At 39.4% G+C, this 22094-nt stretch carries 16 protein-coding genes; all 16 read left to right on the top strand.

Annotated features, from left to right (window positions below):
• Position 1 precedes the first annotated feature (1 nt).
• The 16 genes from pknB to EO119_RS03805 all read left to right on the top strand — a co-directional run bounded on the left by pknB (position 2) and on the right by EO119_RS03805 (position 22028).
• Positions 2 to 1906 carry a Stk1 family PASTA domain-containing Ser/Thr kinase gene (pknB, locus tag EO119_RS03880; protein ID WP_126940752.1) on the top strand — a complete coding sequence of 635 codons (1905 nt, stop codon included), beginning with the start codon at positions 2 to 4 and terminating at the stop codon, positions 1904 to 1906.
• 8 nt (positions 1907 to 1914) lie between these two features.
• Positions 1915 to 2775: a ribosome small subunit-dependent GTPase A gene (rsgA, locus tag EO119_RS03875; protein WP_126940751.1), complete on the top strand. Its 861-nt coding sequence runs from the start codon at positions 1915 to 1917 to the stop codon at positions 2773 to 2775.
• A gap of 1 nt (position 2776) precedes the next feature.
• Positions 2777 to 3424, top strand: a complete 648-nt coding sequence (gene rpe / locus EO119_RS03870) for a ribulose-phosphate 3-epimerase (RefSeq protein WP_126940750.1) — start codon at positions 2777 to 2779, stop codon at positions 3422 to 3424.
• Positions 3425 to 3428: 4 nt separating this feature from the next.
• Positions 3429 to 3791 carry a holo-ACP synthase gene (acpS, locus tag EO119_RS03865; protein ID WP_038145166.1) on the top strand — a complete coding sequence of 121 codons (363 nt, stop codon included), beginning with the start codon at positions 3429 to 3431 and terminating at the stop codon, positions 3789 to 3791.
• Between the two features lie 11 nt (positions 3792 to 3802).
• Positions 3803 to 5395: an NAD(P)H-hydrate dehydratase gene (locus tag EO119_RS03860; protein ID WP_126940749.1), complete on the top strand. Its 1593-nt coding sequence runs from the start codon at positions 3803 to 3805 to the stop codon at positions 5393 to 5395.
• A gap of 30 nt (positions 5396 to 5425) precedes the next feature.
• Entirely contained in the window at positions 5426 to 6355 is a 930-nt protein-coding gene (locus EO119_RS03855; RefSeq protein ID WP_126940748.1) for a ComEC/Rec2 family competence protein, read from the top strand.
• Positions 6356 to 6398: 43 nt separating this feature from the next.
• Complete coding sequence (locus EO119_RS03850) at positions 6399 to 6947, top strand: NAD(P)H-dependent oxidoreductase (protein ID WP_126940747.1); 549 nt, start codon at positions 6399 to 6401, stop codon at positions 6945 to 6947.
• A gap of 91 nt (positions 6948 to 7038) precedes the next feature.
• A complete protein-coding gene (locus tag EO119_RS03845; protein WP_126940746.1) occupies positions 7039 to 7956 on the top strand; it encodes an NAD-dependent epimerase/dehydratase family protein in 918 nt (305 codons plus the stop codon).
• Between the two features lie 50 nt (positions 7957 to 8006).
• Positions 8007 to 9005, top strand: a complete 999-nt coding sequence (locus tag EO119_RS03840; RefSeq protein WP_126940745.1) for a nucleoid-associated protein — start codon at positions 8007 to 8009, stop codon at positions 9003 to 9005.
• Between the two features lie 8 nt (positions 9006 to 9013).
• A complete protein-coding gene (ybaK, locus tag EO119_RS03835) occupies positions 9014 to 9502 on the top strand; it encodes a Cys-tRNA(Pro) deacylase (RefSeq protein ID WP_126940744.1) in 489 nt (162 codons plus the stop codon).
• Positions 9503 to 9504: 2 nt separating this feature from the next.
• Positions 9505 to 10215, top strand: a complete 711-nt coding sequence (locus EO119_RS03830; RefSeq protein ID WP_126940743.1) for a viroplasmin family protein — start codon at positions 9505 to 9507, stop codon at positions 10213 to 10215.
• Positions 10216 to 10313: 98 nt separating this feature from the next.
• On the top strand, positions 10314 to 11765 hold the full coding sequence (locus EO119_RS03825) for a glucose-6-phosphate isomerase (protein WP_126940742.1): 1452 nt from the start codon (positions 10314 to 10316) through the stop codon (positions 11763 to 11765).
• A gap of 11 nt (positions 11766 to 11776) precedes the next feature.
• Positions 11777 to 12757 carry a UDP-glucose 4-epimerase GalE gene (gene galE / locus EO119_RS03820; RefSeq protein ID WP_126940741.1) on the top strand — a complete coding sequence of 327 codons (981 nt, stop codon included), beginning with the start codon at positions 11777 to 11779 and terminating at the stop codon, positions 12755 to 12757.
• 19 nt (positions 12758 to 12776) lie between these two features.
• Entirely contained in the window at positions 12777 to 13517 is a 741-nt protein-coding gene (locus EO119_RS03815) for a hypothetical protein (protein ID WP_126940740.1), read from the top strand.
• A gap of 57 nt (positions 13518 to 13574) precedes the next feature.
• A complete protein-coding gene (locus tag EO119_RS03810) occupies positions 13575 to 14801 on the top strand; it encodes a type II secretion system protein GspD (RefSeq protein WP_126940739.1) in 1227 nt (408 codons plus the stop codon).
• Positions 14802 to 14927: 126 nt separating this feature from the next.
• Positions 14928 to 22028 carry a filamentous hemagglutinin N-terminal domain-containing protein gene (locus EO119_RS03805; RefSeq protein ID WP_126940738.1) on the top strand — a complete coding sequence of 2367 codons (7101 nt, stop codon included), beginning with the start codon at positions 14928 to 14930 and terminating at the stop codon, positions 22026 to 22028.
• The last annotated feature ends 66 nt before the right edge of the window (positions 22029 to 22094 follow it).

Genomic DNA, 22094 nt, shown 5'->3' with positions numbered 1-22094 from the left:
TATGGATAGACTTACATTAGTAGGATTGGTCTTTGACCATCGCTATGAAGTACAGCAAAAAATAGGTGTTGGCGGCATGGCCGACGTATATCTTGGAAAAGATACATTGTTAGGAAGACCTGTGGCCATTAAAATTTTGCATCAAAATTTTGGTAGTGATCAAGATTTTGTGGCTCGGTTTAAGCGAGAAGCGCAAGCTGCTGGTAAATTAAATCATCCCAATGTTGTTAGTATGTATGATGTAGGCTTTGATCAAGGCTTTCATTATATTATTATGGAATATGTATCTGGATGTACATTGAAAGAGTATATTCAACATCATGGTAATCAAGTATCTGTGCAAGAGGCTGTAAAAATAGTAGTAGCTATTGCAGAGGGCTTGGAGCATGCACACATGATGGGCATAGTACATTGTGATATAAAACCGCATAATATTTTAATTACAGATTCTGGCCGTATCAAAGTAACTGACTTTGGCATTGCTCGTGCAATTAATACAGCAGCTACGATGATGTATACAAATTCAGTAATGGGATCAGCTCATTATATTTCTCCAGAACAAGCTAGTGGAAAAAGTATTAATGTGAGTACAGATATTTATTCATTAGGGGTTGTGCTTTATGAATTATTAACGGGAGAAGTTCCTTTCAGAGGGGAAACACCAGTTAGTGTAGCCTTACAACATGTACGTGATCGAGTATTGGCACCACGTATTAAGAATCCACAGATTCCAGCACAGTTAGAGCAAGTTGTTTTGACAGCATTAGAAAAAGAACCTGGTAAGAGATTTGGTTCTATTTCTGAGATGATTCAAGCTTTACGGATGTCTTTAGGTTATCGTGGTAGTACTTCGACACGACCATTACAGCATGACTTTGCTACACAAGTATTACCTCCTATGGAGACAGACACTATGGAAGATGAGGCTGATTCACAAGAAGGAATATTGGCAAAACTTGGAAACTTACCACAAAAATATGTCATTGGTGGTGCTGTTTTTGCCTTTTTGCTTGCCTTTTTATGGGCCTTCTTGAGTTTTGGTAACTTTTGGAGTAATTCCACAGTAGATGTGCCAAACGTGGTGGGCAAACAATTAAGTGTGGCTACACGATTGTTGGAAGAACGACATCTTCGAGTCTCTAGTTCAGAGGTAACTAACTCTGATGTACCTGCAGGGCAGGTTATTTCACAGAGTCCTGAGCCAGGTGAAACAGTAAAAGAACAACGGATGGTTCATTTGGTGGTTAGTAAAGGTGCTGGTGATATAACAATACCAGATCTACAAGGGATGAGTTTTGATCAGGCAAGAGAAAAGTTGAAAGCCTTAGGCCTATCAATTGGTAAGATATCCTATGTAAGTGACACTAGTAAAGATGATGGAGTTATTATTAGTCAAGGCTTACAGCCAGGCGGTAAAGCCTCTAAAAATGCAACCGTAGATATTACGATTAATGAAACAAAATCTACCATGGTAGAGATACCTAATGTAGTGGGTATGACAATTAAAGAAGCTAAAGAAGCATTGGGAAATTTAGGATTAAGCATTAGTAAAATAGCAGGCTCTAATGAGGATTCTGCAATTGTAACTGAAGTGAGCCCAGCACCAGGATCTTCCGTAAAACGTGATGAAAGTATTTCTCTAGTAGGGCAAGCAAAAGATGCCAAAAAAGATACTACTAATAGTAAACAAAATGGTACTACAAAAGGTGTAGTAGATATAACCGTACCAAATGGACGTGCCTCCCAGCATATCAAGCTAGTGGTTATTGATGACGATGGCGGTCGTGTTGTCTATGATGGTACAAATGCGCCTGGAGATCGTATTGTGAAAAGTGTATCAGGATCTGGAAATGTACGCGTACAGGTGTACTTAAACAATGCATTAGTGCAAGAACAATCCTTATAGGAGAGACTATGGAACAAGGTGTTGTAATTAAAAATATGAATGGCTACTTTTATGTGCAGACTCCAAATGGAGATGTGCATGAATGTAAAGTGCGTGGTCGATTAAAAAAAGAACGATATTCCCTTTTAGTAGGTGATTCAGTGACAATTACAGAAGATTCTTGGATTGATACGATTGAACCACGAAGAAATTCTTTGCGTAGACCAGCCATTGCCAATATTGACCAAGTCATTGTAGTGGTAGCAGCTAGAGAGCCAGATATTCATCCTCTATTATTGGATCGTTTATTAGTGATGATTCATCATAGTCATATTCCTCCAGTACTAGTGATTAATAAATATGATTTGCATACAGAAGATACGATGAAACTGAAATCTATCTATGAAAATATCGGTTACACTGTACTCTGCACGTCCACATATACTGGTGAAGGGATTGAGGAGTTACGCCATGTATTACATGGTAAAATCAGTGCCTTTGCCGGCCCTTCTGGCGTAGGTAAAAGTAGTTTGCTAAATGCAGTAGATCCGAATTTTGCCTTTCAAACAGGGGCTGTTAGCGATAAGATTAAACGTGGTCGCCATACGACGCGCCATGCCTCTTTATACAGCTTGGATGAAAGTTCCTTTATCATGGATACACCAGGATTTTCAGCTCTAGAGCATACAGGGATGACTGTAGAAGAGTTAGTGCATACATTCCCTGAGTTTGGTGACCATGATAGGGGATGCAAGTTTAGTCCTTGTTCCCATAGTCATGAACCTATTTGTTCTGTGAAAGATGCCTTAGCTAATAGGCAGATTAGTGAGCAACGATACCAATCCTATTTGACGATTAAATCAGAACTTGAAGATCAAAGGAGACGATAAGATGATTCAAATTGCCCCATCTATGTTATCGGCAGATTTTTCTAATTTGCGAGAAGATATTCGTACTATCGAAGAAGGTGGTGCTGACTTATTACATATTGATGTGATGGATGGACATTTTGTGCCAAATCTAACATTTGGTGCTCCTGTGGTAAAAGCATTACGTCCACATACAAAGTTGCCCTTTGATGTACATTTAATGGTAGAAAATCCAGACGATTATGTAGAAGAGTATGCCAAGATAGGTGTGGAGTATTTCACCTTTCATTGGGAAGCTGTGCCACATGCGCATCGTTTGATTCAAGCTATCAAAGCAACTGGTATGAAAGCAGGAGTTTCTTTAAATCCATCTACGCCAGTATCCTTACTGGAAGATATTGCAGAAGATTTGGATTTAATTCTAATTATGAGTGTAAATCCAGGCTTTGGAGGTCAATCGTTTATTCATAATGCAGTGAAAAAAGTAAAACAAGCTCGAGAATTATTCGATTCTGTAGGTAATATAAAAGCTGTTGTAGAAGTAGATGGTGGTATTAACTTGGAAACAGCTCCATTAGTGCGTGAAGCAGGGGCTACCCTATTAGTAGCTGGTTCTGCTGTATTTGGTGCAGCAGATCGTGCAGAGATGATTGCCAAATTACGAGGCTAATATGATTCGAGTAGGCACAGATATTATAGAAATTCATCGCATGGAACAAGCGATTGAACGGGATAGCTTTTTACAACGAGTATTTACAGAATACGAACGAAACTATGCGTGGGGACGTAACAAACAGGCAGCTGCATCCTTTGCGGGTATCTTTGCGGCGAAAGAAGCTTGTGTAAAAGCTTTAGGAACAGGATTTCGTCATGGCTCTTGGCAGAATATTGAAATTACTCACGATGCATGGGGGGCACCTGTTCTTACTTGTACAGGCTATTTTGGACAACAAATGAAAGCCTTAGGATACGAAACGTTGCAAGTTTCTATTAGCCATTGTCATGAATATGCTACGAGTACTGTCATTGTATATTAGAGGATAGACCTATGCGACTTTTAACACCAAAGCAAGTAAACATAGTAGATCAATATATTGAAAGTTTAGGACTTCCAGTATCTCAATTGATGGAACAAGCAGGCCGATCTGTTTTTGAGGTAGTACATAGATACATACAAGAAATAAAGGGGCCAAAGGGAGTTTTGTTTCTTTGTGGCATTGGCAACAACGGTGGTGATGCCTTAGTGGCAGCACGCTTGCTAACAGAAGTTCCTGAAGTGACTCCCTATGTTATTGTATGTGGGAATCCAGAAGAAGGGTCTCCTTTGTTTCAACAACAATGGAAGGTGGTACATACTCTAGAAGATACGATTACGATTGTGCCTGATGAGATGATGCAGTCTAATGGAAATTTAATACCCTCACATATATTACAGGATGTAAGTATTGTGGTAGATGGCGTGTTTGGCACAGGATTTCATGGTGAACTACCCAAACGAATAGGATCTATTTTTGAACAATGTAAAGAATGGCGTTCTTATAGTGATACTAGAACATGTATTGCCATCGATATTCCTAGTGGGGTTAATGGTCTGACAGGTAGTGCAGATATATCTTCATTTAAAGCAGATGAAACGATTACATTATTAGCCCCTAAAGTAGGAATACTTTTCTATCCGGGAAGACAATGTGTAGGACATATGAGTATAGGCAGTATCGGATATCCTTTTCCGCATCATGCATTGCGGAAGTCTGATCATAATTGGCCCGAAATCTATTGGAACAATGCAGATTCCTTGTATGTAGAGCCTCGTTCACCTATTGCTCATAAAGGGACCAATGGTCATGTCTATATTGTGGGTGGTTCGCCGGGGATTTATGGGGCACCCATATTAAGTGCTGAAGGAGCTTTACGCAGTGGAGCTGGAAAAGTCACTATTCTGTCTGGTATAAATGAGTTAGATGCGTTGCGTTCCTTGAGTCGTCCTGAAATGATGATTCGTGATTGTAACAATGTAGAACAACTAGATGGGAATAGCACAGTAGTCATTGGCCCTGGTGGTGGCAGGAGTAATACTGATAGGAAACATTTACTTCAATGGATGCAATCTGTTACAGATAGCCACATGGTACTTGATGCAGATGGTCTCATAGCGATTTCTAATGATGTATCATTATTAAAACAGTGCTCGTATACATTAGGTAAAAAAGGGCATGCCGTTGTAGTAACACCGCATTTAGGTGAATTTTCAGCTCTTACAGGAAAAAGTATAGGAGAGCTTAACAAAGATCCCATTGGATATGCTAGTGCCTTTGCGAAAGAGTGCAATGTATATGTAGTGCTTAAAGGACAACCAACGATTCTGGCTAACCCAGCTGGCAGAGTATATCTAACGACAACTGGTAACCCATATATGGGAACTGGGGGCATGGGTGATGTATTAGCTGGTGTGATTGGTTCTCTGTTGAATCAAGAGCAGGATCCAATGAATGCTATTAATGTTGCTGTGTATGCCCATAGTCGAGCCGGAGATATAGCACTCGATGATTGTGGTCCAGGATTTACTCCTACAGAAGTGGCACAGCGAATTGGTCGAGTATTACCCTCTATGGATGGATATGTGCGAATGATACCTCTGTGATAATACGTAGAAATTAGAAAGTACTTCAAAATGAAAAAAGCAATATATAAATATCTACTCTTGTTAGGTGTGTTGGTAGTATCACTACTTAGTCTATTGGGCTGTGGAAAAGAACTTTCACAGGCGAATGCAAATGTTGCAAAGACAGAGGTCAGTCAATCTACGCAAGCACCAACTGGTACTATGAAGGTCCATGTACTGGATATCGGACAAGGAGATGCAATTTTACTCCAAATTGGTGATAGATTTTCCATGATTGATACAGGCGATATTGAACATAGACCACAGGTGGTCGCCTTATTAAAAAAATATGGTGTGAAAGAATTAGAAAATGTCATTTTGACACATCCTCATGCGGACCATATTGGCGGTTTCTATGCTATTGCCAAAGCAATCCCGATTAAACATGTCTATGATAATGGCATCGATATCGATAGTGGTACCTATAGAACCTATTTAAAAATGATAGAGACAAAACAGATTCATCGTGAAACACTTCATAAAGGTGATCTTTTAGACTTAGGAAATGGAGCGTATTTTGAGGTCTATGCCCCTTGGAAAGGGGAAGTGATGGCTGACAAAAAAGGTGAAGTTCATCAAAATAATAACTCCATTGTAGGTAAGCTGACATTTGGTAAGTTTTCTATGCTTATGACTGGTGACGCGGAAAAAGAAGAAGAAGCACGTCTTATTAAAGAGCAAAATACAAAAATGTCTAGTAAAGTCTTAAAAGTGGGACACCATGGTAGTAATGGTTCTAGTCAAAAAGATTTTATTCGTTCTGTTCGACCAGAAGCAGCTGTTATTTCTGCAGGTTTACATAATTCTTATGGACATCCTGGTGAGAAAGCTATGGCACGTTTATTGGAGGAACATGTAGATATCTATCGTACAGATACAATGGGGACTGTTACCATTCGGACAAATGGTACAGACTATGATATCCAACGAGAACGATAATAGAGTGTATTATATAAGGGTCTAAATTAGGGGAGGTATAGAAATGAAAAACATTTTAATTGTAACAGGTCATACCCACGAAGAAAATTCTGTGGCAAACAAAGAGATTCTCGCGTTGCTTAAAGAAAAATATCCTAAGGCTGAGTTTGATCGTTTGGAAGTGCTCTACGGAGATTACAAGATCAATGTAGAAGCAGAACGTGAAAAGCTGCTGTGGGCAGATACGATTGTGATACAGTCTCCTCTATTTTGGTACTCTTTAACATCGCTGATTATGAGATGGTTTGAAGAAGTGTTTGCTTATGGTTGGGCCTATGGAGCAGATACCTATGCAGTAGCCGGTAAGGATATGGTTGTTGGTCTTACCGCCGCTTGTGGTAATGATGAATATACATTGCAAGGTGATAAAGGCATTACCATTGATGAAATATTTAAAACCTGTGAAGCTACTTGTAAGTTCTGTAAAATGAATTTTAGAGGTGGTGTTTTCACTGGCAATATGCTGTATACAGGTGAAGATGTACAGCTACAAGTGATTCATAGACAAGCAAAAGAACACTGTGATCAATTAGTTCAGTATATAGACGCTTAAGTGCGCCATAGGATACATACTATTGCACTATACTAGACACGGTGTATAATTTATATTACTAAAGACAGTCATTGATACAGGAATAAGGAACATGAATATAATTGTAACAGGCGGTGCCGGTTTCATTGGATCACATCTAGTAGACAGGTTGATTCAAGAGGGACATCGTGTACTTGTCATTGACAATTTAAGCAGCGGATTGCGGACATTTGTCAATGAACAAGCTAAATTTTTAGAACTAGATATACGAGATGAAAGAATATATGATGTGTTTGAAGACTTTCAACCGGACTATGTATTTCATGAGGCAGCACAAACAGTAGTAGCAGAATCCATGGTACATCCAACAGAAGATTGTGATATCAATCTAATGGGACTATTGAATTTATTACAAGCCTCAGTTAAAGTGGGTGTAAAAAAATTCCTTATGCCATCCTCTGCTGCAGTATATGGTGATTTAGAGGTATTACCTTTGACAGAGGAATTGGCAGGAGTGCCTCGTTCTTGTTATGGATTGACAAAATTAACTACGGAAGGCTATTTGCGTATTTACCAAGAATCTTTTGGATTACCCTATATTTGCTATCGCTATTCTAATGTATATGGACCACGTCAAGGCAATGGCGGTGAAGGTGGAGTTGTTAGTATTTTCTGCGAACATGTGGCGAATGGTGAATCTATCAAAATTTTTGGCGATGGAGAACAAACACGTGACTTTGTCTATGTAGATGACGTAGTAGAAGCAAATATATTGGGATTGAATAATGATGTAACAGGGGTTATCAATGTGAGTACAGAAACTGGAATTTCTGTGAATGAATTAATCGACACATTAGAGCACATTGCTGGCACTACGGTAGAACGTCATTATGAAGAACCGCGCATTGGTGATATTAAACATTCTTTATTGAGTACTGCAAAAGCAAAACAATGTTTAGGATATACGCCTAAATGGACATTACAAAAAGGACTGGAAAATACCTATCACTATGTGAAAGATAATAGATAACATCATAAGAGCTTTGCGAAGGCAAAGCTCTTTGTTATTGAGGAGGAACTATGCAAATTAATGCAGCTGTACTGGAAGTGTTTGACTTTACGTCGTCTATGTCGGCCTATTCAGATCATCCTATGGATATGACTGAACCAGAGATACAAAGCTATCTTGAAATGCATGTAATGAAAGCGTTACAAGACCCTGGAGCCAGAACTGGTTATATCTCGGATCAAACACCATGGGGGCGAAAGATCAAACAATTGGAGAATCAAGAAGTAAGCCTTGTAGAGTTTGGTAAAGAACTAGGTGAGACTTTATTTACCTATATGGCACAAGCAATGGACCCTTGTGTACTAGATATGATTGTCTGTGAAGCACAAGGAGAGCAAGCTTACCTTTGCGTTCTTCTTTGTAAAGCCCATGATGGATATACTCACCAATTATATTCAGAAGAGGATGGTTCATTAGCAACAAAATTAGTAGAGCATAGAGTCGTATTACCAACAGTGACACAAAAACTATATGCTTTTGTAAGTATTAAACTTTCTGATTTATCCATTCGTCTCTTTGAGCCGAAAGGTGAATATGATGGAGAGAAAATGAACTTCCTAGAAGAACGAATCTTTCAGGTGACCACGAATCCGTCTTCTAAAGATACAGTGAAAAAAGTACGCACTGTGGTAGATCGAATTTCTAAAGCTCATGAGCAAGATGGTGTGGCAGCTATGGCTAAAACAAAAGAATTACTAGCTAAGAATGCAGAAGTATCTGACACATTAGAAGCACGACATATTATTGAGCAAGTGTTTAGTACGAACCCCATTCAGCGAGAAGCAGCTATGAAAGAGCTAGCAGAAGAAGATTTACTTGAACCATTGCCAGTGAGTCGGACCTATGCTACAAAAGTGGGCAAGCAACATAAAATTAAAACAGATACTGGTATTGAACTTTCATTTCCAGTAGAATATATGAATGATCGTGAGTTTATAGAAATTTCAACGAATGAAAATGGTACCTTGCGCATTGAATTAAAAAATATTTCAAAGATTACCAACAAATAGGGGGTCTAATGAGTAAAAAAGGACATAAAAAAACAAATGCATTACGCATACTAGATACTCACCATATTGACTATGAAGTGTTCACCTACGAATGGTCTGAAGAACGCGGAGCTGGTATACATGTTGCTGAATCTTTGCATATTCCGCCTGAACAAGTGTTTAAAACATTGGTTGGGAAAGGCAATGTAACAGGTCATGTAGTATTCTGTATTCCTGTAGAAGGGGAACTAGATATGAAACAAGCCGCACGAGTGAGCGGAAATAAATCGGTAGAATTGATTGCGGTAAAAGACTTATTACCGTTAACAGGATACTTACGTGGCGGTTGCTCTCCATTAGGGATGAAAAAAGCATTTCCTACCTATTTTGATGATAGCATTACATCCATTCCTATGGTCTATGTCAGTGCAGGCCTTAGAGGAATGCAAGTGAAAGTCAATCCACAAGCATTAGTAGACGTAGTAGGTGGCACGATAGCGCCACTGACAATGGGGTAAGTATGGCAAAGAAATATTATGCTGTTCGAGTAGGGCATAATCCAGGAATCTATGTGACTTGGTCTGATTGTGAAGTGCAAGTAAAAGGCTTTCCTGGGGCGCAGTATAAATCATTCCCTACAGAAGCAGAAGCAAAAGCCTATATGGGCTCTATAGATATACCTAAGTGTGCAGAGATTAAAGCGGCTAGAAACGGTACAAAGAAAACATCTGCTAGTGCGTCTAAAGGTATGAGCGTAGGTGAATACCTTAAGACACAGACTGATAACATAAGTCAAATCGTAGAATCAGATCCTTGTGAAATTCGTGCTTTTATCGACGGCAGTTTTGATAAGCGAAAAGGTGTGGTTGGCTCTGGAGGGGTTATTCTTCTTGGTGCAGAAGAAGTAGAATTTTCTCTTTCGAGTACAGAACCGAATCATGTGGCCTATTGGAATGTGTCTGGGGAATTATTAGCAGCACTTCATGTAGTGGATTATGCACTAGACCATGGGTATACATCATGCTCTCTCTATTATGATTATATGGGCATTGAAATGTGGGCTACAGGTAGATGGAAAACAAATAATCCATTAACAACTAACTATGCGAAACGAATGAAAGAAGCTAGCAAACAACTTCGTATCGATTTTCATAAGGTAAAAGCTCACTCTGGTATCGCCTATAACGACCGTGCAGATGCATTAGCAAAGAAAGGAACGCTACTAAAATAACACTGGTAGGAAATTTCTCATAAAATTCCTTTAATCTCTCCATGATTTGATGTACAATAAAAGTACGATTACAATCATACTGTACATAGGAGGAAACTATGAAACGGATTCAATTAGACTCTGGTTTTGTTTATGATTATACAAATATGATGTTACCTGGTGGGGTGACGGAAGCAGATGTAACAAACTTAGGCACTGCGATTTCTGATGCCTTAGCAGCAGCGGAAGAAACTCGTCATCATGGTGTTGTAAAAGGCCATCTATCCAAAGATGGAGAGCCTGAATTAGTACTTTTTCCACAATTGCCGTATGTAGTGGAAGGCCATATTAACAACCCAACAGTGATGGCTCGCCTTGATGCTTTGAAAGAAAAGAAGGTTAGTACTGTAGTCAGCTTTGGTATTGGTGGTTCTTTCCTAGGTGGAAAAGTATTATTTGACGTACATTGTGGGGAGTTTTGGAACTCCATGAGTGATGAAGAACGTAATTACCGCCCACGTATGTATTTCAGTGGTAATAATGTTGACCCTGTACGTACCCAAGAATTAATCAAGCAATTACAAAGAGAATGGAAAGAGCAACAATTTTTAGAAGACCATGCCCATGTACCTAATGAGTATAAAGTGCTATTGGTGCTAATTTCTAAATCTGGTTCTACTATTGAACCAATGACAAATTTCATGATTGTGAAAGAAGCTCTAGAAGTAGCAATGATTAATTATGAAGTGCTAGTAGTGACAGATCCAAGAGATGATGACAAAGAAACGTTGTTACATAAGTTAGCTGTTGCAGAAGGTTGGGGAGACTCCATCTTCGCTGTACCTGATGGCATTGGTGGTCGTTTCTCTGTGTTCTCAGAAGTAGGGTTGGTAATCGGTGCTTTATTAGGATTTGACATTCATGATTATTTAGAGGGGGCTAAAGCAGCAGATATAGCAGCTAAAGAACAAGATGTCTGGAAGAATCCAGCCTTGTTAAGTGCTGTGTTAAAATATATTGGCTCTGAACAATATGGTCGTCATATTGAAGTATTTATGCCTTATGCAGATCGTTTGAAATCCTTATCTGAATGGTATGTACAATTATTAGCGGAATCCTTAGGTAAAGAAAAAGATGATAAATCTGGACACTATGGTCGTACTCCAATTGTAGCGGTAGGTACTACAGACATGCATGCCCAAACACAGGAACATCAAGAAGGTCGCTATGATAAAGTTGTATCTTTTGTAGATGTAGAAAATTGGCATGTGAATCTAACAGTGCCACATATGTATGACCAATATAGTAAACTAGAAGCTTTAGCCGGTCTTGACTTAGGATTTATCAATCGTGCGGCCTTGGCATCTAATGCAGAGTCCTTAGCCAGTGATGGACGATTTAATGGGACCTACCAAGTTCCAACCATGAATGCCTTCCACTTGGGAGAATTGATGTTTACTATGTGCTGGGCCATCTACTTTGAAGGACAATTGGCAGGGGTGGATGCTTTCAATCAACCAGGCGTAGAAGTGTATAAAAAATTATTAGGACCTAAACTTTCAAAAGCATAGGAGAAGTAAGAATGAATATTTTAGTGACAGGTGGCGCAGGGTACATTGGTAGCCATACAGTACGTGCCTTATTAGGAGCAGGTCATCAAGTGGTGATTGTAGATAATTTATCTCGAGGTCATAAGGAGTCGATTCCTGCAGGAGTACCGTTCTATGAAATGGATATTACAGACCCTGCATTAGGTGAGGTTCTAGATACGTATAAAATTGATGGCATTATGCACTTTGCAGCTCATTCCCAAGTTGGTGAATCCATGGTAAATCCATCTATCTATTATGAAAATAATGTAGTAGGGTCCTATCGTTTAGTAGAAACTGCTCGTAAACATGGTGTAAATCGTTTGGTATTTTCCTCTACAGCGGCTGTCTATGGTGAACCAGAAGTAGTACCTATTACGGAAGATGCGAAATGGAGTCCAACCAATGTGTATGGTCGCACAAAATTGATGATTGAAGATATGCTACGTGACTATAGCAAAATTTATGGATTTAAATTTGTAGCACTACGTTATTTTAATGCAGCAGGTGCTGATCCATCTGGTGAAATTGGTGAAGATCATACACCAGAAACACATCTAATTCCACTTATTATTGATGCAGCTTTAGGTAAGCGTGAATCCATCACTGTATTTGGTACAGATTATGATACTGCGGATGGTACTTGTGTACGTGACTATGTACATGTAAATGATTTAGCTTCTGCTCATATTCTAGCTATGGAATATCTGTATAATGGTGGAGAATCAGACGTATTTAACTTAGGTTCAGGTAATGGTTTTAGTGTAAATGAAATTGTAGCGGCTACTAAAGAAGTAACAGGTGTCGATTTCCGTGTTGATTACGGTGAACGTCGTGCTGGGGATCCAGGTACATTAATTGCATCTTCAGAAAAGATTCATGCAAAATTAGGCTGGAAACCAGTTCACAGTACAGTACAAGAAGTGATTCGTGATGCTTGGAATTGGCATCAATTACATCCTAAAGGATATTAATCGTATATAGGAGGGCATGATGAAAGTATCATCTACACAAGACCTCTACAATTGCATAATGAAGTATATAAGTACACACGGTCGTCTCGTTTTCGGGGCGACCGTTTTATTGTGCCTCATTTGCTATCTAGGGTGGAGAGAGTCCGCATGGTCGGAGGTTGAACAATTAGAAAGTCCTATACAGTCACATCGTGAAAATGATGCATTAGGAAAAAATAAAAAAGAGAAATTTGAAGATTCTTCAGTAACAGTCACTCATACATCTGAAAAAGGTGAGAAAAAATATAGGGGGAAGAAACATGAAAAAAAGAGCGAATCTCTAGAAGGAGAGACAGATAAGGGGAAACTTGTCTTTCCAATACGGAATGTAGTACGACCCTATCCTTTACTAGATACTTTTTCAAAGGAATTGTCTGTAGTTACTCCAACAGCGGTACTAAGTGCAGATAGAAGTAACATGGACAATATGAACAGGAAAGGAAAAGGTAATAAAAATAGTATGGAAGGATACGCTGTACATGCCTATAGCAACGATATTGGTAGAAACACGCATGCGAGACATGAGGTAGGACATGTAAAAGAGATGCAAGTACAACTGTTGGGCATTATACAAGGAGAGGTACCTGTAGCTGTGTTAGATATTAATGGAAATACTCATACTGTGTATGAAGGAGATGTAGTTGATGAGGTACAGGTGCATACGATTCGTGATACAAAGGTACAAGTTCAAGTAAACAGTTCTGTTCAATGGATAGAATAAAGGAAGGGTAAAAAATATGTTGAGTAAGAAGTAGAAACATAAAGGAAGGAGATACATATGTGGATTAAAACAGTAAATTATTTTAAAAGGAATGTAGCAATCCATATCCATCAAGCTATCTATCGCTGGGGAATAGCCTATGCGGTGATAATGATAGTTTTAGGAATTTTCCCTGCAGAGGCAGTACATATTATGGCTAAAGATATGCCTTTACGAACATTGGTGCAAACCATAGCTAGGACGGAGAAACTTTCAGTAGTAGGATTAGATACATTAGAGGGGAAGGTTACTTTAGAAGTACAAGAAAATTCAGGACAAGAGGCCATTACTAAGTTGGGATCACAGTTAGGTTTTTTAGTCTATGAAGAAGGTGGTACCTTCATTGTAGAGGGGCGCCATGAAGAAAAAGAACGTCGACATGTGCGTCGAATCGTAGCGGAGATAGGAACGCCTGAGGAATTGAGCAATCTGATTCTGTCTGTAGTACCTAAAGAACATGTACAAGTGATGCCAAGCACGAATGAAGTGATTTATTATGGAACGGTTCATGAAATTTTAGAAGTAGAAAAATTACTACGATCTTGGCATGCTACACCAAAACAAGTACAGTTAGATGTGGCGGTATTGGCAATGGAAAAAGGCTATGCTAAAGAACTAGGGATACAATGGTCATTTCCTGGATTACAAAGTTCAGGGCTTTCCATGCATGGAAAATCTGAATCAGGTGTGGAAGGAAATGTTCATATCGGTCATATTCCTAAGGGCACATCGTATTCGTTTTTAGCGCACCCTACAGTATCTGCTAAAGAAGGAAGTAGTCGTATGGCATTGATTGCAAGACCTAGTATTGTAGCTCTTAATGGAGAGGAAGCAAGCATACTTATTGGTGAACGCGTGCCGGTGACAGTAGAATCTATTCAAAATGGTGTCACGAGAACCAGTATTCGCTATGAAGAGGCGGGTATTCGGTTATTATGCAAACCTTATGTATTACAGGGGAATCACATTGATACTATTGTGGAAGCTGAAGTGAGTAACCCTACTTTGGTCCCTGAAATGAAAGCTTATCGCATTACCACAAGGCAAGCGAAAACAAGAGTGCGCATACCTGATGGAGAAACATTGGTCATTGGTGGATTGATGGATCGACGTACCGTGCGACAATGGCAAAAAGTACCTATTTTGGGAGATATTCCTTTGATTGGGAAACTATTTCAACATAGTCGTAAAACAAAAGATGAAGTAGAATTATATATTTTAGTGACCGCTAGGGTAATTCAGTAAATAAGAAAGGCAAAATACCATATATACGCATTCACTATTCCAAAAATCCTTTTATGTATGATATGATGAAAGCATAGAACATATCAGGTTTTTGGGATATGGTCGTTATATAATAGGGGTATTGATATGAAAAAAGAAAGAAAAGAACTCTTAACGTTATGGATTACGTTGTCTTTGCAATTAGGAACCTATGCAGCACAGGGCATTATAAGTCACGAAGTAATGGTGGACAATAGTCAGGCTGTTCCCATTATACAGATTGCAAGTCCGACCCATGGTGTATCCCATAATCGGTATGAGTCCTTTTCTACAGATACGGGGGCTATTTTTAACAATGCCACTACACCTACAGTTAGTACTCAGATTGGTCCTGTAAATGCAAACCCTAACTTACGAGAGTCTGCCAACCTTATTGTCAATGAAGTAGTAGGGACTTCTACATCCCAGTTAGCAGGAACTTTTGAAGTAGCAGGACAGCCTGCGGATGTGGTCATTGCCAATCCCAACGGGATTTCTATCAAAGGAGTTCATTTTATTAACACCCCAAAAGCCACGCTTACTACAGGTGTCCCACACATGGTAGATGGTCAGTTAGAAAACTTTACCATTGAGAAAGGAAAGATTGATGTAACAGGGGCTATCAATGCACCTACGGAACATAGTGGAGCTAACTCATATACCCCTATTTCAAAGGTCGATTTACTGGCAAAGACGATTCGTATCAATGCAGATGTGGTGGCACAAGATTCTATTCGAGCTATCACAGGACGTAATATAGTGAATTATGCGGATGGAACTGTAACAGCTAAGGAATCTGGTGGAAATACCTCTACAGGTGTTGCCTTAGATGTAGGGGCTCTTGGTGGTATGTATGGAAATACCATTTCTTTAATCGGTACAGAATCTGGATTAGGTGTTAATATCAGTGGCTCTATCGATGCCATAGCGGGGAACCTACATATTGATACAGCGGGAAATCTCACCATTGAACAAGGTGGTTCACAGCAAGAGCCTACAAGTATTCACAGTGCCAAAAAAGTAGTGATTCGTAGCCAAGACTTTCATAATCGTGGCACCCTTGTGAGTGATGAAACAGTGACAATACAAAGCGGTACACTTACCAACGATGGGAACCTACAAGGAAAACAGATTGAGGCGAATGTGACCAATCTTCGTGGACAGGGAGTGATTTCCAGTGCGGAGAATATAACAATCCAAGGTATAGACTCTATTGTGTATCAAGGCGGCATACGCTCTCAGTCTGGGGATATCACTGTACGTGGGAAACAGGTAGAAGTAGATCGAAACCATATACAAGTAGTATCTAAAGATAAACTGCATATAGAATCGCAAACACCTAATCCTGAAATACCTGTAGATAGCTCAAAACCAGCTTTAGAGAACCCTTTACATACACCGACCATACAACCTATCCCTCATATACCTAACAAGGTGGTGGTAGAGGATACACAAGAAGAGTTACCTATTGTTGTAGATACGAATAGTCCCAAGAATCGCCAACCTATCTTAGATACGACGAGGAATGGCATAGATATCCTACACATTGCTGGTGTTGATGGAAACGGTGTTTCTCACAATGCATATACACAGTTTAATGTGAAAGACCGAGGCCTTATTCTCAATAATGCTACGAAATACACAAAAACTCAGTTAGCTGGTTACATTGATAAAAATATGTTCTTAGCTGGGAATGGTGCTAAGACAATCATCAATGAAGTTACCTCTACGAACCCATCTACTTTAAAGGGATATATAGAAGTGGCAGGGAATCCAGCGGATGTAGTCATTGTGAACCCAAATGGTATGACCGTCAACGGATTTGGTGTGATCAATGGCACTCATATGACCCTGCAAGGGAAAGATTATATAGACATCGTAGGAAAGGGCTATGGGGGACAGCAGATAGATAGTACTTTCATCACTGACCATCTACGTAACCGCCGCAGTGAACTATGGGGCCATCACCTTCGTATTGACACAGATACCTTAGAGAATACAGGAAATATAGCAGCAGAGACTATGCATATATCTGCCAAAACTATGCACAATGCGGGTTTTGTAGAAAGTAAAGATACTCTCCAATTTGCTGGAAATGAGCTTGTACAAGATAAGGGAATTATGAAGGCGAATCAGAATGTACATATCTCAGCGCATCATATCCGAAATAGCAATTCTTCTGTATTAGAAGCTGGTACTAGTGTGCATATCACGGGAGATACCTTACAGAACGATGCGTCCCATGTGGTCAGTCATGGTGTGATGCACTTAGGCGTAGGCAATTTAGAAAACACAAACATAGGGGCAATCATTGCAGAAGATACCCTACAGATACAAGGGAATACCTTTGCTAATACGAAAGGCATTCTCTTTGCAAAAAACGATGCAGAGATAGATATGAAAGAAGATGTGACGAATACAGATGGGTTGTGGCATGTGTTAGGTAATTTGCGTGCGCAAGGTCGCCACATTCGGAATATCAACAGCAAAGGTTCTTACTTTGGTTCAGACATCTATGTAAAAGGTAATGCCTATGTATTGGGAAAAGAGAGCTTTGAAAATAGGTCATCAGATGTCATTGTCAAAGGTGATCTCACTATCACAGCCCCTAAAATACAAAACCATAAGGATGTGTTTAAGACGGGGTGGACCATTTCAGAAGAAGATAAGTATGAGGGCATACCGCATCTAGACCAGCCTAACTATTATGAGGCAGATAGAAAATACCATAGAACGATTCATACAGGAACCATAGAAGAGGAAACCGCCACATCTAGAATACTGAGCGATGGTACAATTCACATTACAGGGCAAGATGTGCAAAATACATATAGCCAGATTATGGCGAAGGATGGCTTACAGGTTACGGCAGATTCCATTACCAACACAGGATATCAAGGGACGGTTCACTACGATGATATAGGCCGAGATAGACATTACTGGAAGTATAAACAGAAAAAACGCTGGTGGAAACGTAAAAAGTGGGTCTATGGACATACAGATATTCCCTATGAACATCACGAGAGCTTTGATGCTGAAAGTAGTCCATCTAGTGAACGTATTGCTGTATTAGGCAGTCATGGAACTACGAGCATCCAGTCTAATGCATTTACCAATACAACACTTGAGGCAGATGGAACAGCTTATGCCATACGAGATAAAAAGGTTGAAACTGCGGTGGCACCTACAGATGTTTCTAAATTAGTGACCCCTGTGTTGGAACCATCAAAACAACTCTACATGACGAGGGAGCCCCTTGCCGTTGCCAAGATAGAAGAGAACCCATTATATACAGATAAAAAGCAATTTTTGTCTAGTGACTATATGGTCGCTAGATTACAAGCAGACCCAGAACGAGTGTACAATCGATTACGCAATGGATATGAAGATCAAGAAATAGCGAAAGAAGAACTCCGTCAAAGTGGTCATACCCTTACGAAATATACAGGTCATGATCAGTCTTTACTTTCAGGGATACCTAATAGCATGTTACAAGCGGGAGATTTGCGCAAAGATGGTAGTATCGTCTTAGGTAAAGACGTGAAAATAACAAGCCAAAAACTATATAATACTGGCAGCATACAAGCTAAGGACTCTCTGTCCATTACAGGAAATCATGTCCGAAACCTCAGTGGGTCTATGAATGGCAATCTAGTGTCTATACGAACAGATATGTTAGAAAATACTTCGGGTCGTATACATGGTAAAGATGGTGTTCATATAGAAGGAAAGGATATCCGTAATGAAACGCAAATAATGACTAACAGTTCATTTGGATATCAACAAGATACAGCGGATGGAAATGCTAGTATCACTAGTGAAGGTAGTATCCATATCCAAGGGGATTCCATACGCTCTGTAGGCGCTACTATACAGGGTAGTAATACAGTGAATCTCGCAGGGAAAGATATACAACTCTCTGCCCGGACCTTACAAAATCGTTATATAGGTAGCGGAGTGACCCTAGAGTCCACTAAGTACCTAGGAAGTACCGTACAAGGACATACGGTACAAGTGCAAGGAGGAGAGATCACGTTACAAGGCTCTCGCATGATAGGACACACAGTGGACCTTACAGGGAACTCTCTAACCCTTACGAATGTAACAGATAGAACTTTGTCAGATGTAGCTGTGGGTGCTAGAGGTAGTGACTATTTCAACCGTAAGATGGTTATAGAAGAACAGAATCTAGGAGCTACCATTGAAGGTGATACCGGTGTGAAGGTGCGTATGGATAACAATGTATCCATGAAAGCAAGTACCATACATAGTAAAACGGGCCTTGTAGATGTACAAGCAGATCGAGTATCTATTGCACATGGTACTGAGCGTCATGAAACACTATCTGAGATACATCAAAAAGATAGAGGGTTCTTATCATCTACCACAAGGGATACCTATGACCATAGACGTACAGATACGGTAGTGGGCTCTACTATTTCAAGTGGTATTGTTAAGGTAGATGGTAAACAAGACGTACTAGTCAAAGCCAGCCATATAGTGGGGGATGCAGATGTTACGGTTACGAGTGCAGGTAATTTGACCATCACATCAGCACAGGAAGAATCTGGTGCCACTCATCGTGAGGAAGTACGTAAATCGGGTATTTTTGGTAATGGCGGTCTTAGCCTTACCATTGGTACACAAAAACAAACAGATACTTACGATGCTAAGAGCAGTGTAGCTAAAGGCAGCGTGATTGGAAGTCGCTTTGGTTCTGTCACCTTAGGTGCTACAGGATCTACACAAGTAGAAGCCAGTGATGTAGCATCGAAAGGGGATATTCAGGTTCAAGGATCTGGTGTGACAATACGTAATGGTTATACCACATCCCATACAGAAGAAACACATAGATTTTCTAAAACGGGGCTTACTCTTTCTTTGTCGAATCGCTTAGTAGATACCACAACCAATGCAGTGGGTACACTGACACGAGCACATATGGTGAAAGACGAGCGATTAAAAGCTCTATTAGCCTACAAAACCTATGATGATGCCAAGACATCTTTAGAAAAATCTAAACTGAAAGACCAAGCCAAGAGTTTACACCTCAATCTATCTTTAGGCACAGAACGAAGCGAAGCCTCTACTCATGTAGACAGCAAGATAGCAAAAGCATCGACGGTTGTGTCCGATGGACATATTCGTGTTACCACTAAGAAGGAGGATCTCCGCATAGAAGGAAGCGATGTACAAGGCAAGGACATTACCTTAGACTCGTCAAAAAGTATCTATGTGAAAGGCAAAGAAACGACCTCTAAGATGACACAGAGTATGAAGCAGAAACAAGGCTCCTTAGGTATTTCATATGATGTATTACAACACCGATTCTCCGATATATCTGTCAATGCCAGTGGCAGTAAAGGAAATATAGCTGGTACAGATATAGTCCATGACCCTACGAAGATACGTGCAACGAATACCCTTGCACTAACTACAAAACAGGATGTACACATCAAAGATGGTGTTCTTAAAGGGGAGGCTATCCAAGCAAATATTGGTGGTAACTTAGAGATTCACTCTGTACAGGATACACATGATTATACAGACCATACTACATCTGGTGGCATGAGTCTTAGCCTATCTAAAAAGGGAGCATTCAAATCATTACAAAGTTCTTTACAACGGACTGATATAGATAGCAAATACACCTCTGTGATCCACCAATCTGGACTCTATGCAGGAAGTACAGGATTCAACATATCCGTAGGCAACACAACTACATTAGAAGGAGCTCTCTTAGCTAGTCGTACAGATACGAATACACTGAAAACAAAATATCTAGTTATGAAGGATATGGAGAATAGGGCGAAGTATACCTATGGGTCTAAGGGAGTATCATATCTATCTGACGTACAATACAGGAAGTCTTTGCAACACATGAGAGATAGAAAAAATGCTATACTCACAGATAAAAATCTTAGCATTCCAGCTAAGATAAAATACTTACAACAGTTGAATCAAGATAATGACTATACAAGCCACCTCAAGTATGTTAATAGCTTGCATAATCAAGTAGGCCTATTACCAAATATGATGCCTGGTGAAAGAAAAGAAGCTTACAGTGTGACAAAATCTGCTATTGCACCTGGAATGATTGATGTAGAGAACTTTAAGATGGATGTGAGTCAAATTAATAGAGATATTAATCACAGCCTTCAAGCATTGGATACTATTTTCAACAAACAAGACATACAAGAACGACAAGAACTAACTAAATTATTTAACAAATATGCCAATGAAGCTATTCATCATATCTCTGATATGGCAGGTTGGAAGGAAGGTTCATCAGAAAAGGTAGCATTACATGCCATAGTAGGCAATATAAGTGCTAATATGGTGAATGGTAATATACGTGTAGGCACTGCAGCTGGCGGACTATCTGAACTCCTAGCACCAGCTATATTAGAAGCATCTAATGGCGATCCAGCAAAAGCACAATGGCTAGCATATGCTTTGGGATATGCCATAGATAAGCTTGCTGGAGGAACGGGAGAGCTAGGTGGAAGCATCAGTCATTATGGGGTTAAGTGGAATTTATTATTAAATGAACATGCAAAAGCTATACGGCAGAAAAGATATGAAAACTTTATTGATACCTTTAAGGGGCAATATATAGAAATGGAACGTAAAGGTAATCCTTATGGTGAGAAGACTATCAACCAAGCAGAAAATGACTTGTGGAATATGTACCATTTGAATAAAAAAGCAAATATATTCCCACAAGCGACAGAACTGTTAGGGTTATTTATGGAACCAGAAAATAATCAAGATATTATAGAAAAATCTGAAGAGATTTTACCAGGATTTCCTTTATATGTTTTAAATGAGAACTCTAAAGTACATCAATATCTTGCAAATAACGATGGACTGAATAAAGAAATAATTTCTAAGACTATGTCGAATTCTTATATGCATAACTTAGAACAAGTAACATATGAAGGGACTATTTCTTTTTATAGGAAAGGAGTCGATGAAGCTTTAGCCTATGGAACAGCAAGTTATATAGTGACATATCAAATTGATGGAGATTTGGTTTATGGAAAAATTACCATTATTGATAATTGGGATCATGATATAGATGAATCTAAATATTGGTTCTTGAAAGATGCATATATTTTACAGCAGTCAAAAAGGAAAAAAATTTTTGCCTATAAAACAACCTATGATGTGGCATATAAAATTGATGAACTTATGTTTATTGGGTGATGAAGAATGCGAAAAATATGTATGTGGTTTTTAATAATTGTCGGAATACTAGGGCCACTCTATCTA

This window comes from Veillonella sp. CNR 79/14, assembly GCF_003992185.1.
GTDB lineage: Bacteria > Bacillota > Negativicutes > Veillonellales > Veillonellaceae > F0422.
The sequence above is the reverse complement of the archived record's forward strand: the minus strand, read 5'-3'. Positions and strand labels throughout refer to the sequence as shown.

Excerpts from the sequence above, each read along its gene's own strand:
- pknB (WP_126940752.1), top strand. The coding sequence starts at position 2 with ATGGATAGACTTACATTAGTAGGATTGGTCTTTGACCATCGCTATGAA.
- rsgA (WP_126940751.1), top strand. The coding sequence starts at position 1,915 with ATGGAACAAGGTGTTGTAATTAAAAATATGAATGGCTACTTTTATGTG.
- rpe (WP_126940750.1), top strand. The coding sequence starts at position 2,777 with ATGATTCAAATTGCCCCATCTATGTTATCGGCAGATTTTTCTAATTTG.
- EO119_RS03860 (WP_126940749.1), top strand. The coding sequence starts at position 3,803 with ATGCGACTTTTAACACCAAAGCAAGTAAACATAGTAGATCAATATATT.
- EO119_RS03855 (WP_126940748.1), top strand. The coding sequence starts at position 5,426 with ATGAAAAAAGCAATATATAAATATCTACTCTTGTTAGGTGTGTTGGTA.
- EO119_RS03850 (WP_126940747.1), top strand. The coding sequence starts at position 6,399 with ATGAAAAACATTTTAATTGTAACAGGTCATACCCACGAAGAAAATTCT.
- EO119_RS03845 (WP_126940746.1), top strand. The coding sequence starts at position 7,039 with ATGAATATAATTGTAACAGGCGGTGCCGGTTTCATTGGATCACATCTA.
- EO119_RS03840 (WP_126940745.1), top strand. The coding sequence starts at position 8,007 with ATGCAAATTAATGCAGCTGTACTGGAAGTGTTTGACTTTACGTCGTCT.
- ybaK (WP_126940744.1), top strand. The coding sequence starts at position 9,014 with ATGAGTAAAAAAGGACATAAAAAAACAAATGCATTACGCATACTAGAT.
- EO119_RS03830 (WP_126940743.1), top strand. The coding sequence starts at position 9,505 with ATGGCAAAGAAATATTATGCTGTTCGAGTAGGGCATAATCCAGGAATC.
- EO119_RS03825 (WP_126940742.1), top strand. The coding sequence starts at position 10,314 with ATGAAACGGATTCAATTAGACTCTGGTTTTGTTTATGATTATACAAAT.
- galE (WP_126940741.1), top strand. The coding sequence starts at position 11,777 with ATGAATATTTTAGTGACAGGTGGCGCAGGGTACATTGGTAGCCATACA.
- EO119_RS03815 (WP_126940740.1), top strand. The coding sequence starts at position 12,777 with ATGAAAGTATCATCTACACAAGACCTCTACAATTGCATAATGAAGTAT.
- EO119_RS03810 (WP_126940739.1), top strand. The coding sequence starts at position 13,575 with ATGTGGATTAAAACAGTAAATTATTTTAAAAGGAATGTAGCAATCCAT.
- EO119_RS03805 (WP_126940738.1), top strand. The coding sequence starts at position 14,928 with ATGAAAAAAGAAAGAAAAGAACTCTTAACGTTATGGATTACGTTGTCT.